14 protein-coding genes, 2 tRNA genes and 1 pseudogene are annotated in these 13,255 nt (G+C 71.7%); 12 read left to right on the top strand and 5 right to left on the bottom strand.

The features are described 5' to 3' along the window. A pseudogene (locus A6R01_RS15100) lies at positions 1-645 on the top strand (DUF3417 domain-containing protein); the annotation flags it as partial. On the opposite strand, the gene glgX reads toward A6R01_RS15100, so the two are convergent. Further along, complete coding sequence (gene glgX / locus A6R01_RS15095) at positions 642-2,834, bottom strand: glycogen debranching protein GlgX (protein ID WP_292607500.1); 2,193 nt, start codon at positions 2,832-2,834, stop codon at positions 642-644. The pseudogene A6R01_RS15100 and the gene glgX overlap by 4 nt on opposite strands. Positions 2,835-2,942: 108 nt before the next feature. Here glgX and A6R01_RS15090 point away from each other — a divergent pair, with 108 nt between their 5' ends. The 11 genes from A6R01_RS15090 (at position 2,943) to A6R01_RS15040 (ending at position 9,605) form a co-directional block, all read left to right on the top strand. Then, positions 2,943-3,722: an enoyl-CoA hydratase-related protein gene (locus A6R01_RS15090; RefSeq protein WP_292607509.1), complete on the top strand. Its 780-nt coding sequence runs from the start codon at positions 2,943-2,945 to the stop codon at positions 3,720-3,722. Continuing rightward, the gene (locus A6R01_RS15085; RefSeq protein WP_292607497.1) at positions 3,719-4,060 is read left to right on the top strand and encodes a hypothetical protein; all 342 of its coding nucleotides are present in this window, start codon (positions 3,719-3,721) and stop codon (positions 4,058-4,060) included. Before A6R01_RS15090 ends, A6R01_RS15085 begins: the two co-directional genes overlap by 4 nt. A 114-nt stretch (positions 4,061-4,174) precedes the next feature. Beyond that, positions 4,175-4,963 carry an electron transfer flavoprotein subunit beta/FixA family protein gene (locus tag A6R01_RS15080; protein ID WP_179530607.1) on the top strand — a complete coding sequence of 263 codons (789 nt, stop codon included), beginning with the start codon at positions 4,175-4,177 and terminating at the stop codon, positions 4,961-4,963. Positions 4,964-4,993: 30 nt separating this feature from the next. After that, a complete protein-coding gene (locus A6R01_RS15075) occupies positions 4,994-5,941 on the top strand; it encodes an electron transfer flavoprotein subunit alpha/FixB family protein (protein WP_292607492.1) in 948 nt (315 codons plus the stop codon). A gap of 242 nt (positions 5,942-6,183) precedes the next feature. After that, a complete protein-coding gene (locus A6R01_RS15070; RefSeq protein ID WP_292607490.1) occupies positions 6,184-7,434 on the top strand; it encodes a glutamate-5-semialdehyde dehydrogenase in 1,251 nt (416 codons plus the stop codon). 42 nt (positions 7,435-7,476) lie between these two features. Next, positions 7,477-7,629, top strand: coding sequence for a hypothetical protein (locus tag A6R01_RS15065; protein ID WP_292607488.1), 153 nt, complete (start codon positions 7,477-7,479; stop codon positions 7,627-7,629). A gap of 19 nt (positions 7,630-7,648) precedes the next feature. Continuing rightward, a complete protein-coding gene (gene nadD, locus A6R01_RS15060) occupies positions 7,649-8,296 on the top strand; it encodes a nicotinate-nucleotide adenylyltransferase (RefSeq protein WP_292607485.1) in 648 nt (215 codons plus the stop codon). Then, a complete protein-coding gene (gene rsfS, locus A6R01_RS15055; protein WP_292607482.1) occupies positions 8,293-8,664 on the top strand; it encodes a ribosome silencing factor in 372 nt (123 codons plus the stop codon). The genes nadD and rsfS overlap by 4 nt, the downstream gene beginning before the upstream one ends. Next, positions 8,661-9,290: a histidine phosphatase family protein gene (locus A6R01_RS15050; protein ID WP_292607479.1), complete on the top strand. Its 630-nt coding sequence runs from the start codon at positions 8,661-8,663 to the stop codon at positions 9,288-9,290. The genes rsfS and A6R01_RS15050 overlap by 4 nt, the downstream gene beginning before the upstream one ends. A 100-nt stretch (positions 9,291-9,390) precedes the next feature. Further along, positions 9,391-9,466, top strand: a tRNA-Ala gene (locus A6R01_RS15045). A 43-nt stretch (positions 9,467-9,509) separates the two neighbouring features. Continuing rightward, positions 9,510-9,605, top strand: a tRNA-OTHER gene (locus A6R01_RS15040). Positions 9,606-9,723: 118 nt separating this feature from the next. Here the strand turns inward: A6R01_RS15040 and A6R01_RS15035 are convergent. The 4 genes from A6R01_RS15035 to A6R01_RS15020 form a co-directional block, all read right to left on the bottom strand. Further along, positions 9,724-10,134 carry a hypothetical protein gene (locus A6R01_RS15035; protein ID WP_292607477.1) on the bottom strand — a complete coding sequence of 137 codons (411 nt, stop codon included), beginning with the start codon at positions 10,132-10,134 and terminating at the stop codon, positions 9,724-9,726. Positions 10,135-10,309: 175 nt separating this feature from the next. After that, complete coding sequence (locus A6R01_RS15030; RefSeq protein ID WP_292607475.1) at positions 10,310-11,008, bottom strand: acyltransferase; 699 nt, start codon at positions 11,006-11,008, stop codon at positions 10,310-10,312. A gap of 42 nt (positions 11,009-11,050) precedes the next feature. Then, positions 11,051-11,689, bottom strand: a complete 639-nt coding sequence (locus A6R01_RS15025; RefSeq protein WP_292607472.1) for an acetoacetate decarboxylase family protein — start codon at positions 11,687-11,689, stop codon at positions 11,051-11,053. Next, a complete protein-coding gene (locus A6R01_RS15020; protein WP_292607469.1) occupies positions 11,686-13,191 on the bottom strand; it encodes an NAD(P)/FAD-dependent oxidoreductase in 1,506 nt (501 codons plus the stop codon). Before A6R01_RS15020 ends, A6R01_RS15025 begins: the two co-directional genes overlap by 4 nt. Positions 13,192-13,255 lie beyond the last annotated feature (64 nt).

The raw sequence follows: 13,255 nt of genomic DNA, 5'->3' as shown, positions 1-13,255 counted from the left end.
GGGGTGGAGGACGTCGATCGACGTGACGACCTCGAGGCCGCCGCGCTCTACGACCTCATCGAGAACGAGGTCGCCCCGCGGTTCTACGACGTCGACGCCTCCGGGGTCCCGACCCGCTGGCTGGAGATGGTCCGCCACACGCTGAAGTCGCTGGGCCCCAAGGTGCTCGCGACCCGGATGGTGCGCGACTACGTCCGCCAGCTCTACGCACCCGCCGCCGCGACCGCCCGCGCGCTCAACAGCGACTACGCGGGCGCGGTCGACCTGGCCGCGTGGAAGAAGCGGGTGCTCGAGGCCTGGCCCGGCGTCCGTGTCGAGCACGTCGAGTCCAGCGGGGTGGGTGACTCACCGGAGGTCGGCGCGCTGATGTCGACCCGCGCCTTCGTCGCGCTCGGCTCGCTGTCACCCGAGGACGTCGAGGTGCAGCTGGTCCACGGCCGCGCCACCGCCGAGGACGAGCTCCTCGACGCCCGGACCTCCCTGCTCACCCTGGCCGAGAGCTACGAGGGCGGGCGGCACCGCTTCGACGGCGACATCGCCCTCGACGCGGCCGGCCCCTTCGGCTACACCGTCAGGGTCGTGCCGCGGCACGAGCTGCTCGCCTCCGACGCCGAGCTCGGTGTGGTGGCCCTGCCGACGGGCTAGTCGACGAGCTCGCGCAGCACCACGACCGAGCGGCGCCCGATCGAGATCCGGTCCCCGGCCTCGACCCGGGCGCCCTCGTCGAGCTTGACGTCGGTCGACAGCACGACCTCACCGCGCTGCACCCAGTCGTTCTCCGGCAGGTGCACGCTCTGGGGCAGCCAGCCACTGTTGAACCACAGCATGAACGAGCGGTCGACCTGTTGCTCGCCGCGCGGGCCGGGGGCTCGCAAGGGCGCGCCGGACACGAACATGCCGATCGTGCGCAGGTCGTGGTCGTACCAGTCCTCCTCGCGCATCTCGCGCCCCGAGGGGTGCAGCCAGGCCAGGTCCTTCGGACCGCCCTTGATCGTGGGGCGCCCCTCGAACCAGTGCCGCTGGCGCAGCGCCGGGTGGTCGCGGCGCAGTCGCAGCGCGGTCTTCGTGACCTCGTAGACGTCGAGCCAGGCGTCCTCGGCGGACCAGTCGACCCAGGAGGTCTCGTTGTCCTGGCAGTAGGCGTTGTTGTTGCCGCGCTGGGTACGCCCGCGCTCGTCGCCCGCGGTGATCATCGGCACGCCGTTGGACAGGCACAGGGTCGCCATCATGTTGGCCGCCTGACGACGGCGTACGGCGACGAGGGCCGGGTCGTCGGTCTCGCCCTCCACCCCGTGGTTCCACGAGCGGTTGTTGTCGGTGCCGTCGCGGTTGTCCTCGCCGTTGGCCTCGTTGTGCTTGTGCTCGTAGGTCACCAGATCGCGCAGGGTGAAGCCGTCGTGCGCGGTGACGAAGTTGATGGAGTTGTAGGCCGAGCGCCCGTCGTCGGCGTAGAGGTCCGAGGAGCCTGCGAGGCGGGTGGCGACGGTGCGGGGCCCCGAGGTGTGGTTGCGCCAGAAGTCGCGGATCTCGTCGCGGTACTGGTCGTTCCACTCCACCCACGGCGGCGGCATGCCTCCGACGAGGTAGCCGTCCATCGAGGCGTCCCACGGCTCGGCGATGAGCTTCACGTGCCGCAGGATGGGGTCCTGGCCGATGGCGACCAGCAGGTCGGAGTTCATGTCGATGTCGTAGCCGGTGCGGGTCAGCGCCGACATCAGGTCGAAGCGGAACCCGTCGACGTGCATCTCGGTGACCCAGTAGCGCAGCGAGTCGAGGATGAGCCGCAGCGCCAGCGGGTGGTTGGAGTCGACGGTGTTGCCGCAGCCGGTGACGTCCCAGTAGGCGTCGTCGAACTCCACTGCGCCGGTCTTGGGGTCGGGCTCGGGGATGACGCGCTTGTAGAAGCCGCGGTCGTCGAGCCCGCGGAAGGAGAGCGTCGGGCCCAGCGGGCCGGCCTCCGCGGTGTGGTTGTAGACCACGTCGAGGATCACCTCGAGTCCGGCGCGGTGCAGCGCCTTGACCATCTCCTTGAACTCACGGACCTGCTGGCCGCGGTCGCCGGAGGAGGAGTACGCCGCGTGCGGGGCGAAGTAGCCGATGGAGTTGTAGCCCCAGTAGTTGCTGGTGCCGCGCTGGGTGAGGCCCGGCTCGGAGACGAACTGGTGGACCGGGAGCAGCTCGACCGCGGTGACACCGAGGTCACGCAGGTAGTCGGTGACCGCGGGGGAGCCGAGGCCGGCGTACGTGCCGCGCAGGTGCTCGGGGACGCGGTCGTGCAGCTGGGTCATGCCCTTGACGTGGCACTCGTAGACGACCGTGTCGCGCCAGCGGCGTCGCATCGGCTGGTCGCCCTCCCAGTCGAAGTCCCCGGACGCCGGGTCGACCACGACGCTGCGCGGCACGAAGGGGGCGGAGTCCTCGGTGGACTGCTCCTCGGGGCTGCCGAAGACGTAGCCGAAGGTGGCCGGCTCGGGGGTGTACTCGCCGCTGACCGCCATCGCATAGGGGTCCAGGAGCAGCTTGTACGGGTTGAAGCGGTGGCCGGAGGAGGGATCCCAGGGGCCGTCGACGCGGTAGCCGTAGCGGGTGCCGGGCTCGACGTCGGGCAGGGCGCCGTGCCAGATGCCGAGGCTCTGCTCGGTGAGGACGAAGCGGTGCTCCTCCTCGCCGCCGTCGGGGGCGTCGGTGAACAGGCACAGCGTCACCTCGGTGGCGGCCGGCGCGTAGACGGCGAAGTTGGTCCGCTCCGGCGTCCACGTCGCGCCGAGCGGCCAGTTGCGCCCGGGCCAGACCCTGGCGGTCTGCCCGAGATGCGTCCACGTCACCGGCACCATGCGGAGGATTGTGTCAGGGGTGGCACGATGCTCGGCGCAGACGTAGCCGTCGCCACATCCCGTCGCCGCCCGGCGGTGCCGGGGCTGGTCGAGGAGAGGGAGAAGTCGATGGGTGAGTTCGTCCGGCTGGAGGTCGCCGACGGTGTCGGGACGATCCGGCTCGACCGTCCGAAGATGAACGCGATCAGCATCGCGGTCCAGGAGGAGCTGCGCGCCGCCGCCGCCGAGGCGACCGAGCGCGACGACGTCCGCGCCGTCGTGCTGTACGGCGGAGAGCGGGTCTTCGCGGCGGGCAACGACGTCAAGGAGATGGCCGACATGTCCTACCAGGACATGGTCGCCCGCTCCGGCCCGCTGCAGTCCGCGGTGACGGCGATCGCCCGCATCCCCAAGCCGGTCGTGGCGGCGGTCAACGGCTACGCACTCGGCGGCGGCTGCGAGCTGGCACTGGCCGCCGACCTGCGGATCGCGGGGGAGCGGACGGTCATGGGGCAGCCCGAGACCCTGCTCGGCATCATCCCGGGCGCCGGCGGCACCCAGCGGCTGGCCCGGCTGGTAGGCCCGTCGAAGGCGAAGGACCTCATCTTCAGCGGACGGTTCGTCAAGGCCGACGAGGCGCTGGCCATCGGCCTGGTCGACCGGGTCGTCCCCGACGAGGACGTCTACCGCGAGGCGCTGGCCTGGGCCGGGCAGTTCCGCACGGCGGCCGGGCTGGCGCTGCGGGCGGCCAAGGAGTGCATCGACCGGGGGCTGGGCACCGACCTGGAGACCGGTCTGGAGATCGAGCGGATGCAGTTCGCCTCCGTGTTCGCCACCGAGGACCGCACCACCGGCATGACATCCTTCCTCGAGAACGGGCCGGGCAAGGCCACCTTCGCGAGCAGGTGAGGACGCGCATGGGCATCAAGGACAGGCTCTCGGGCCGCTCGTGGCGCACGCGCGTCGCGCAGCTGCTGTGGACCGTGTGCGTCCTGGCTGCGCTCGTCCTGGCGGTCGGCGCCCTGCTCGTGGCCATCGACGCCAACGAGGACAACGGCCTGGTCAGCTTCGTGCTGTCCGCCGCCGACACCGTCGACCTGGGGGTCTTCTCCCGGGAGAACGGCATCCGCGAGTTCACCGGGGAGTCCGCGGAGACCAAGAACGCCCTGGTCAACTGGGGCCTGGGGGCGGTGGTCTACCTCGTGCTCGGGCGACTTCTCGAGCGGGTGGTCCGCCCCGGCGCCTGAGCCGGCCGTGTGAGAAAAGCAACCGTAAACGCGTGTTACATCCACGTTGACGCGAGGGTAGCCTCGCGATCGATCCCGAGTGCACAGGAGGGGCCCTGAGGGGCCGTCACCACCATGAACATTGTTGTCTGTGTGAAGTACGTGCCCGACGCCACTGCCGACCGGCAGTTCGAGTCGGACAACACCGTCGACCGCGTGGGCGTCGACGGGCTGCTGTCGGAGCTCGACGAGTACGCCGTCGAGCAGGCGCTCCAGCTGAAGGAGAAGGCCGGTGACGACACCGAGGTCACCGCGCTCTGCATCGGCCCGGAGAAGGCCGTCGACGCCGTCCGCAAGGCCCTGCAGATGGGTGCCGACAAGGGCATCCTGGTCTCCGACGAGGCCATCGCCGGCTCCGACTACCTCGGCACCTCGCTGGTGCTGGCGGAGGCCATCAAGAAGATCGGCGTGCCCGATCTCGTGATGTGCGGCATGGCCTCGACCGACGCCTCCGGCTCGGTCGTCCCGGCGATGCTCGCCGAGCGCCTCGACCTCCCGCAGGTCACCTTCGCCTCGGTCATCGAGACCCAGGGCGACCAGGTCCGCATCAAGCGTGATGGCGACACCGCCACCGAGGTCATCGGCGCCACCATGCCGCTGGTCATGTCGGTCACCGACCAGACCGGTGAGGCGCGCTACCCGTCGTTCAAGGGCATCATGGCGGCGAAGAAGAAGCCGCTGGAGACCTGGAGCCTCTCCGACCTCGGCGTCGACGCCGAGCTCGTGGGCCTGAACGCCTCGTGGAGCGCCGTCGAGGAGACCGCTGCCCGCCCGCCGCGCACCGCCGGCGAGATCGTGACCGACGAGGACGGCTCCGGCGCCACCGCGCTGACCGAGTTCCTCGCGTCGAAGAAGTTCATCTGAGCCGGGCTCGGATAGGAGAGGAACACACACATGTCTGAGGTCCTGGTCGTCGTCGACGCGGTCGACGGCGCTGTCCGCAAGCCCACGCTCGAGCTCCTGGCCCTGGCCAAGAAGCTCGGCACCCCCTCCGCGGTCTACTTCGGTGGCAACGACTCCGCGGTGACCGACAAGCTCAAGGCCTTCGGTGCCGAGAAGATCTACGTCGTCGACGACGCCGAGATCAAGGGCTACCTGGTGGCCCCGAAGGCCGAGGCGCTGCAGCAGCTGGTGGAGAAGACCTCCCCTGCCGCCGTGCTGCTGGTCTCCGGCTACGAGGGCAAGGAGATCGCCGGTCGCCTGGCGATCAAGACCGGCTCGGGGATCATCACCGACGCCGTGGACATCGAGGACGGCGGCGTGACCACGCAGTCGGTCTTCGCCGGCAACTACACCGTGAAGTCCAAGGTCACCAAGGGCACCCCGATCATCACGGTCAAGCCCAACTCCGCCGCCCCGGAGGAGACCGCCGGAGCCGGTGAGGTCGAGGCGTTCACCGCGACCATCTCCGACTCGGCCAAGAAGGCCCAGATCGTGGCTGCCCAGCCGCGCAAGTCCACCGGTCGCCCCGAGCTGACCGAGGCCGCCATCGTCGTCTCCGGCGGTCGTGGCACCGGCGGCAACTTCGACCCGATCGAGGGCCTGGCCGACGCGCTCGGTGCCGCCGTGGGCGCCTCGCGCGCCGCCGTCGACTCCGGCTGGAAGCCGCACTCCTTCCAGGTCGGCCAGACGGGCAAGGTGGTCTCGCCGCAGCTCTACGTCGCCAACGGCATCTCCGGTGCGATCCAGCACCGTGCCGGCATGCAGACCTCGAAGACCATCGTCGCGGTCAACAAGGACGAGGAGGCGCCGATCTTCGAACTCGTCGACTTCGGCGTCGTCGGCGACCTGCACTCGGTGCTGCCCGCCGCCACCGAGCAGATCGAGAAGCGCAAGGGCTGATCGGGGCGGCGAAGCCGACCCGATGATGGTGGTCGAGCGAGCGGCACGGCTGAGCTTGCGAAGCCGTGACCCGCGTGTCGAGACCTGAGTCGAAGCCCGTGACACCAGCGGTGCGTCATCAACCTCCGGAGCATCCGGATCGGTTGAGGGCGCACCGCTGAGTGCTCTCTTAGGACGTCACGCGTCCCGCAGGGATGGACGTCCCGTCCGCATGACGTCCCACGCGCCCTAGGCTCGGGCCCATGACGACCCAGCAGGACGTGATCGAGCTGGCGCAGCGGGCCCGGGAGGCCTCGCTGGGGTTGGGCCTGGCGACCAGGGCGCAGAAGGACGCGGCACTGCTGGCGATGGCCGAGGCGCTCCTCGAGCGCGCCGAGCCGGTGCTGGCCGCCAACGCCGAGGACGTCGCCCGCGCCGAGTCAGGCGGTACGCCGGCGGGCATCGTCGACCGGCTCCGGCTGACTCCCGAGCGGCTCGAGGGGATGGCGCAGGGGCTGCGTGACGTCGCCGCGCTGCCCGACCCGGTGGGCGAGGTGGTCCGCGGCAGCACGCTGGCCAACGGGCTGGAGCTGCGCCAGGTGCGGGTGCCCTTCGGCGTGGTCGGCATGATCTACGAGGCTCGTCCCAACGTCACCGCCGACGCGGCCGGCATCTGCCTGAAGTCCGGCAACGCCGTCCTGCTGCGCGGGTCCTCCAGCGCCGCCGCCAGCAACGCGGCCATCGTCGCGGTCCTGCGTGAGGCCGCCGCCTCGACCGGCCTCGACGCCGACGTGGCCCAGCTGGTGCCAGCCGACTCCCACGACACCGTCAAGGCGCTGATGCGGGCGCGCGGGCACGTCGACGTGCTCATCCCGCGCGGCGGTGCGGGCCTGATCCGCGCCGTCGTGGAGGAGTCGACGGTGCCGGTGATCGAGACCGGCGTGGGCAACTGCCACGTCTACGTCGACGCGGCCGCCGACCTCGACAAGGCGCTGGCGATCGTGGTCAACGCCAAGACGCACCGGCCGAGCGTCTGCAACGCGGCCGAGTCGCTGCTCGTGCACGCCGACGTCGCCGAGGCGTTCCTGCCGCGTGTCGTGGAGGCCCTGCAGGGCGCCGGGGTGACCATCCACGGCGACGAGTCGTTCGCGGCGTACGACGGCGTGGTGCCGGTCACCGAGGAGGACTGGGACACCGAGTACCTCTCCCTCGACCTCGCCGCCCGCGTCGTGCCCGATCTCGACGAGGCGCTCGCCCACGTGCGCCGGCACTCCAGCCAGCACAGCGAGGCGATCGTGACCGAGGACCAGCGCGCCGCGCGGCGTTGGGTCGCGGCCGTCGACGCGGCGGCGGTCCTGGTCAACGCCAGCACCCGCTTCACCGACGGCGGCGAGTTCGGCTTCGGTGCCGAGATCGGGATCAGCACCCAGAAGCTGCACGCCCGGGGCCCGATGGGCCTGCCGGAGATGACCTCGACCAAGTACGTCGTCACCGGCGACGGCCACGTGCGCTGAGCCGCTGCCGGCACGCCCGCGGGGGACCGCTAGGATCGCGCCATGCAGTCGCTGATCATCCTCGCCTCCGAGGCCGCCGAGGCCGCCGACGTCGACCACGCCCTCTCGTGGGGCATCGGTGTCATCACGCTGGGCATCCTCATGGGCCTGCTGTTCGCGCTCCTCGCCTTCGGCGGCGGTCGCGAGCACAGCTGAGCCGAGCCGGCTCGACCCGATGGGGGAGCAGGGCACCCGACGCCGCGTCGGCGTCATGGGCGGCACGTTCGACCCCATCCACCACGGCCACCTCGTCGCGGCCTCCGAGGTCCAGCACTGGTTCGACCTCGACGAGGTCGTCTTCGTGCCCACCGGCGACCCCTGGCAGAAGGCCGACCGCGACGTCACCGGGGCCGAGCACCGCTACCTCATGACGGTGATCGCGACCGCGTCCAACCCCCGCTTCACCGTCAGCAGGGTCGACATCGACCGCCCCGGTCGCACCTACACCGTCGACACCCTGCGCGACCTGCGAGCGGCGTTGCCCGACGCCGAGCTCTACTTCATCACCGGCGCCGACGCCCTGGCCGAGATCTTCACCTGGCGCGACGCCGACGAGCTCTTCGAGCTCGCCCAGTTCGTCGGGTGCACCCGTCCCGGCTACGAGATGGACCCCGCCACCCTGGCCTCGATCCCGGCCGACCGCGTCACCATGGTCGAGATCCCGGCCCTGGCGATCTCCTCGACCGACTGCCGTCGACGCCGCGAACGCGGGGAGCCCGTGTGGTACCTCGTCCCGGACGGTGTGGTGCAGTACCTCACCAAGCACGACCTCTACCCGCCCGCCCACGACGCCGGGGACACCGGCCCCACGGGAGCAGCATGACCGCCACCGACCACGCCCTCGAGCTCATCGTCACCGCCGCCCGCGCCGGCGGGGAGAAGAAGGGCGAGCAGATCGTCGCCTTCGACGTCTCCGAGCAGCTCGCCATCACCGACGCCTTCCTCATCATCTCCGCTTCCAACGAGCGCCAGGTCGGCGCGATCGTCGACGCGGTCGAGGACGCCCTGCGCGAGGCCGGAGCCAAGCCGATCCGCCGCGAGGGGCAGCGCGACGGCCGCTGGGTGCTGCTGGACTACGGCGACATCGTGGTGCACGTCCAGCACGAGGAGGAGCGGCAGTTCTACGCCCTCGAGCGGTTGTGGCGCGACTGCCCGGCCATCGAGCTGCCGGAGGACGTCACCCGCCCGTGAGCGGTCACGACGACCCGCACGGCCGTCGCCTGGTGCTGCTGCGGCACGGTCGCACCGCCCACAACCACGCGCGGCGCATCCAGGGCCAGCTCGACGTGCCCCTCGACGACGTCGGCCACCAGCAGGCTGCCGCCGTCGCGCCGGCCATGGCCGCGCTCGCGCCGGCCGCCGTCTGGGTCTCGGACCTGCTGCGCACCCGCCAGACCGCGGAGCCGGTCCTCGCCGCGTGCCATCGGGCTGCGTCGTACGACGCGAGGCTGCGGGAGTTCCACCTCGGCGAGCGCCAGGGGCTCTCCCACGAGGAGTACGCCGCGCAGCACCCCGAGGAGTTCGCCCGCTTCCACCAGGGCGACTTCGACGTCGTCCCCGGCGGGGAGTCCACCGAGGCCGTCCGTGCCCGGATGGTCGACGCGCTGACCGAGCTGCTCGCCTCCGTGGCGCCCGGCGAGACCGCCCTGGCCGTCTCCCACGGCGCCGCCATCCGCGTCGCCACCGTCGGGCTCCTGGGCTGGCCCACCGAGCAGGTCCACTCGCTGCGCGGGCTCGGCAACTGTGGCTGGGTGGAGCTCCTCGAGCAGTCCGAGGCCGGGCGCCTGCGGCTGCTGGCCTACCACCGCACGGCGTGACGACGCACCGGTCGCACCCCGATTTCGCGTTGCCGACACCGGTCGGCTACTGTTCCGCAGGTCGCTGGAACGGGCTGCAGCCCGGACCGGCACACCACCTGGGGGTGTGGCGCAGCTGGTAGCGCATCTGCATGGCATGCAGAGGGTCAGGGGTTCGAGTCCCCTCACCTCCACCAGGTCCGGAAGGCCGCTTCGCGAGAAGCGGCCTTCGGCTATTTCGGGGGTCTGTGGTGCGCGGCGCAGCTGGTAGCGGCTCTGTCATCGTGGGCAATGGCATGCAGAGGGTCAGGGGTTCGAGTCCCCTCACCTCCACCAGGTCCGGAAGGCCGTCTCGCACGAGGCGGCCTTCGGCCATTTCTGGGCAACCCGACCACGCGACAGAAGGCCGCCTCCTGCGGGGGCGGCCTTCTGCGTGTCCGGGACTGGAAGGAGGTCAGTCCAGGGCGCTGAGGTGCTGCTGCAGCGTGGAGCCGGCAGCGCTGTCGGGGTTGAGGGCGCACGAGGAGCAGGTCTCCTCGCAGCCGATCCCGGTGCGCTTGAGGCGGCACATCGTGGCCATGACGTCCTCGACCTCCCACGTCCGACGGGCGGTCTCGTGCGCGCCCAGCGCGGCCAGGTCGTCGGTCTCGACCGCCCGGTCGACCATCAGGTCGTAGGTGGTCTCGTCGAGGCCGAAGTCGACGTGCATGACCGTGGCGAGCTGGTGCCGGTCGCGGACGCGCAGCACGACCTGCTCGCCCGGGTCGAGCCCGGAGTCCAGGCCCATCAGCCTGCTGTGATCGACGCGGAGCCGCTGTCCCGAGTGCGGCGGTCGAGGGAGTCCGGTGAGTGTCAGGATGCGCATGTCCCACCTCCTGGGTGGATGCAGGGAACAAGCAGTAGGGACCCCTGCGTGAGTCGCATCGACCCACGCCGACCCGGCCTGAGGAGTGACCGCCACACTCGGGACCTTGGTCCCTCGGGTCGGGACCTTGGTCCCATCGCCCGGTCAGTGAGGGCTCAGACCTGCTGAGACCTGCTCAGGCCCGCTCGCGCAGCTCGGTCAGCGCGTCCTGCAGGTAGTCGGCCCGGACGACGGGGCGGACGTCCCCGGTGCGGCCGACCCACCCGATGCCCGGCTCGTAGCGGCGTACGACGCGGGCGGGCGTCCCGGCCACGACCGCGTGGTCGGGGACGTCGCCCCGCACCACCGAGCCGGCGGCCACCACGACGTTGCGGCCCAGCCGCGTGCCCTGGAGCAGGATCGCGCCGTGGCCGATCCACGACCCGGGCCCGATGACGACCGGGTCGTGGCTGCCGAACTGGTCGCCGATCGGCACGTCGGGGTCCTGGTAGCCGTGACCGGCGTCGGAGACGAAGACGTCCTGTCCGAACCACACGCCGTCGCCGACCACGATCGACTCGTGCGCAGTCAGGGTGCACCGCGCCCCGATGATGCAATTGTCGCCGATGACCAAGCCGCGCTCGGGCATGCCCGGGTCGCCGACGCCGTACCCCACCGAGAGCGTGACCTGCCGGCCGATGAGGGTGTCGCGCCCGATGTGGATCGAGGATGGGTTCATCACCGTCGCGGTCGGGAACCCGATCGCGCTGCCCTCGCCGAACGCACCGAAGCGGTCGGCGCTGCGCGTGCCCGGGACGATCTCGCCGACGCTGTCGAGCCACGCCCACAGGGCCTGCACGGCGGGCCCGAGGACCCGTCTGGTGAGGGAGGTCACGCTGGGAGGGTAGTGCCCCGTCCGATCGCGACGGGCGGCCTCTCAGCTGCCGAAGCGCATCGAGAAGTCGCGCGCGAGGAGGCTGGACACCGGGCGGGCGCCGCGCAGCCAGGCCAGCGGCCCGTCGGGGGCGAGGTCCCACCGCGCCTTCGCCGGTCGCACGGTGCCGCCGGCCCGGATCGGGCTGGCCACGGTCCGGCCGTCCAGGGTCTGCACCACGGAGCCGCGCAGGGGGAGGGGCAGCCGGAGGGCGGGGGCCCGGCGGGACGAGAAGCTCGCGGAGGCGATCGGGCCGTCGGTGGTCTCGGCGTAGTGCTCGCCGAACGTCGCGAGGTCCTTGGGGATGCCCCACAGGCCCCGTCCGCCGGCGACCGAGGTCTCGCTGTCGACCCAGATGTCGGTGATCGACAGGGCGAGGCCGCGACCGTGACGCACGACGACGGCGGCGAGCAGCTCGTCGTAGGCCATCAGCCCGCGGTGGTCGTAGCGGACGAAGGCGGTGGTGACCAGCGCGGTGTCCCGCACCTCCGCAGCCCGTACGCCGCTGGGCAGCCCGGGCAGGGAGCCGACCGGGACCCGCCACGTGGTGATGGCGCCGGTGCCGGTGAGGTCCCACGGCTCGGGCGGGTAGGGCCGGTCGGCCGGCTCGGCGGGTCGGTGCGGGTCGTGCTGCGCGGTCACGAGACCTCCTCCAGGTCGTCCCAGTCGACGGTGGCCAGCCGGTCGCGGTACTCCTGCACGAGGCCGGGCCAGTTGGTGGTGATGCGGCGCCCGTCGGTGTACCAGCTGTCGCAGCCGGCCCACGCGGTGCCGCCGAGCCGCTGCTGCACCTCGCGGTCGTAGGCGTCCCACACCTCCTGGCGCGGTGCCACGGCGCGGTGCCGGCCGTCGCGGATGCCGGCGGCGACCTGGGCGACGTAGTCGGCCTGCGCCTCGAGCATGCCCACGATCGACGAGCCGCCGAGGTTGGTGTTGGGGCCGTAGATCGTGAAGAAGTTCGCGAAGCCGGGCACGGTGAGCCCGAGGTGGGCGCGGGCCCCGTCTGCCCAGACGTCGGCGAGTCGGGTGCCGTCCTCGCTCACGACGTTGATGCCCCGCAGGAAGTCGGTCGCGGCGAAGCCGGTGCCCCAGATGATGACGTCGGCCTCGTGCAGGCGGCCGGTCTCGTCGCGCACGCCGTGCGCCTCGACGGAGGCGACCGGCGAGGTCACGACGTCGACGTGCGGACGGTCCAGCGCGGGGTACCACTCGTTGCTGAACAGCAGCCGCTTGCAGCCGATGGGGTAGTCCGGCACCAGCTTGCGCCGCAGGGCCGGGTCGGAGACCTGGCGACGCAGGTGCAGACGCCAGACCTCGCGGGCGAGGGCGAGGAAGGGCCCCGTGACCGGGGAGGTCCCGACGAGGGCGCCGTTGAACCGCTCGGAGAGCCAGTAGACGAAGCGTCGCTCGAAGCCGAGGGTGGCCGGCCGCTTCTCGAACAGCCGGTGGTGCCGCTCGGAGTAGACCCGGTCCGGCTTCGGTACGACGTAGGCGGCCGAACGCTGGAAGACCGTCATCGCCCCGACACGGTCCACGATCCCCGGGACGAGCTGGATCGCGCTCGCCCCGGTCCCGACCACGGCGACCCGCTTCCCGGTGAGGTCCACGTCGTGGCGCCACTGCGCGGAGTGGAAGGCAGGACCCTCGAAGTCCTCCAGCCCGGGCAGGCGCGGCACGACCGGCTCGGAGAGCTGGCCGGTCGCGAGGACCAGCACGTCGGCGTCGTACGTCGGTCCCGGCTGGCCGCCCACGGTCGTGCTCACCCGCCAGGCCCCGTCCACGCGCTCGGCAGCGGTGACGCTGGTGCTCGTGCGGACCAGGGGGAGCAGGCCCTCCTCGCGCGCGGTGCGCTCGATGTAGTCGAGGATCTCCGGCTGCACCGAGTAGCGCCGGCCCCACCGCGGGTTGGGCGCCCACGACCAGGAGTACAGCGGCGAGGGCACGTCGCACGCGGCATTGGGGTAGGTGTTGTCGCGCCAGACACCGCCGACGGAGTCGGCGCGCTCGAGGACGGTCACGTCGGTGATGCCGCGGCGCAGCAGGGCGCGGGCGGTGCCGAGGCCGCCGAAGCCGGCGCCCACGACGACCACGCGGGGCACGGAGCCGTCGCGGCCGGCGTTGGAGGAGGGAGTGGTGCTCGTCACCCGTCCGACGCTAGGTCCGCCGGTGGGACGGGGCGAGACGTCGCGGGCATTTGAGTTGATAATT

The sequence above is a fragment of the Nocardioides sp. REDSEA-S30_B4 genome, from assembly GCF_001627265.1.
In the GTDB taxonomy this organism is placed as follows: domain Bacteria; phylum Actinomycetota; class Actinomycetes; order Propionibacteriales; family Nocardioidaceae; genus Nocardioides.
Note: the sequence above shows the minus strand (reverse complement) of the source record. Positions and strands in the feature narration are given on the sequence as shown.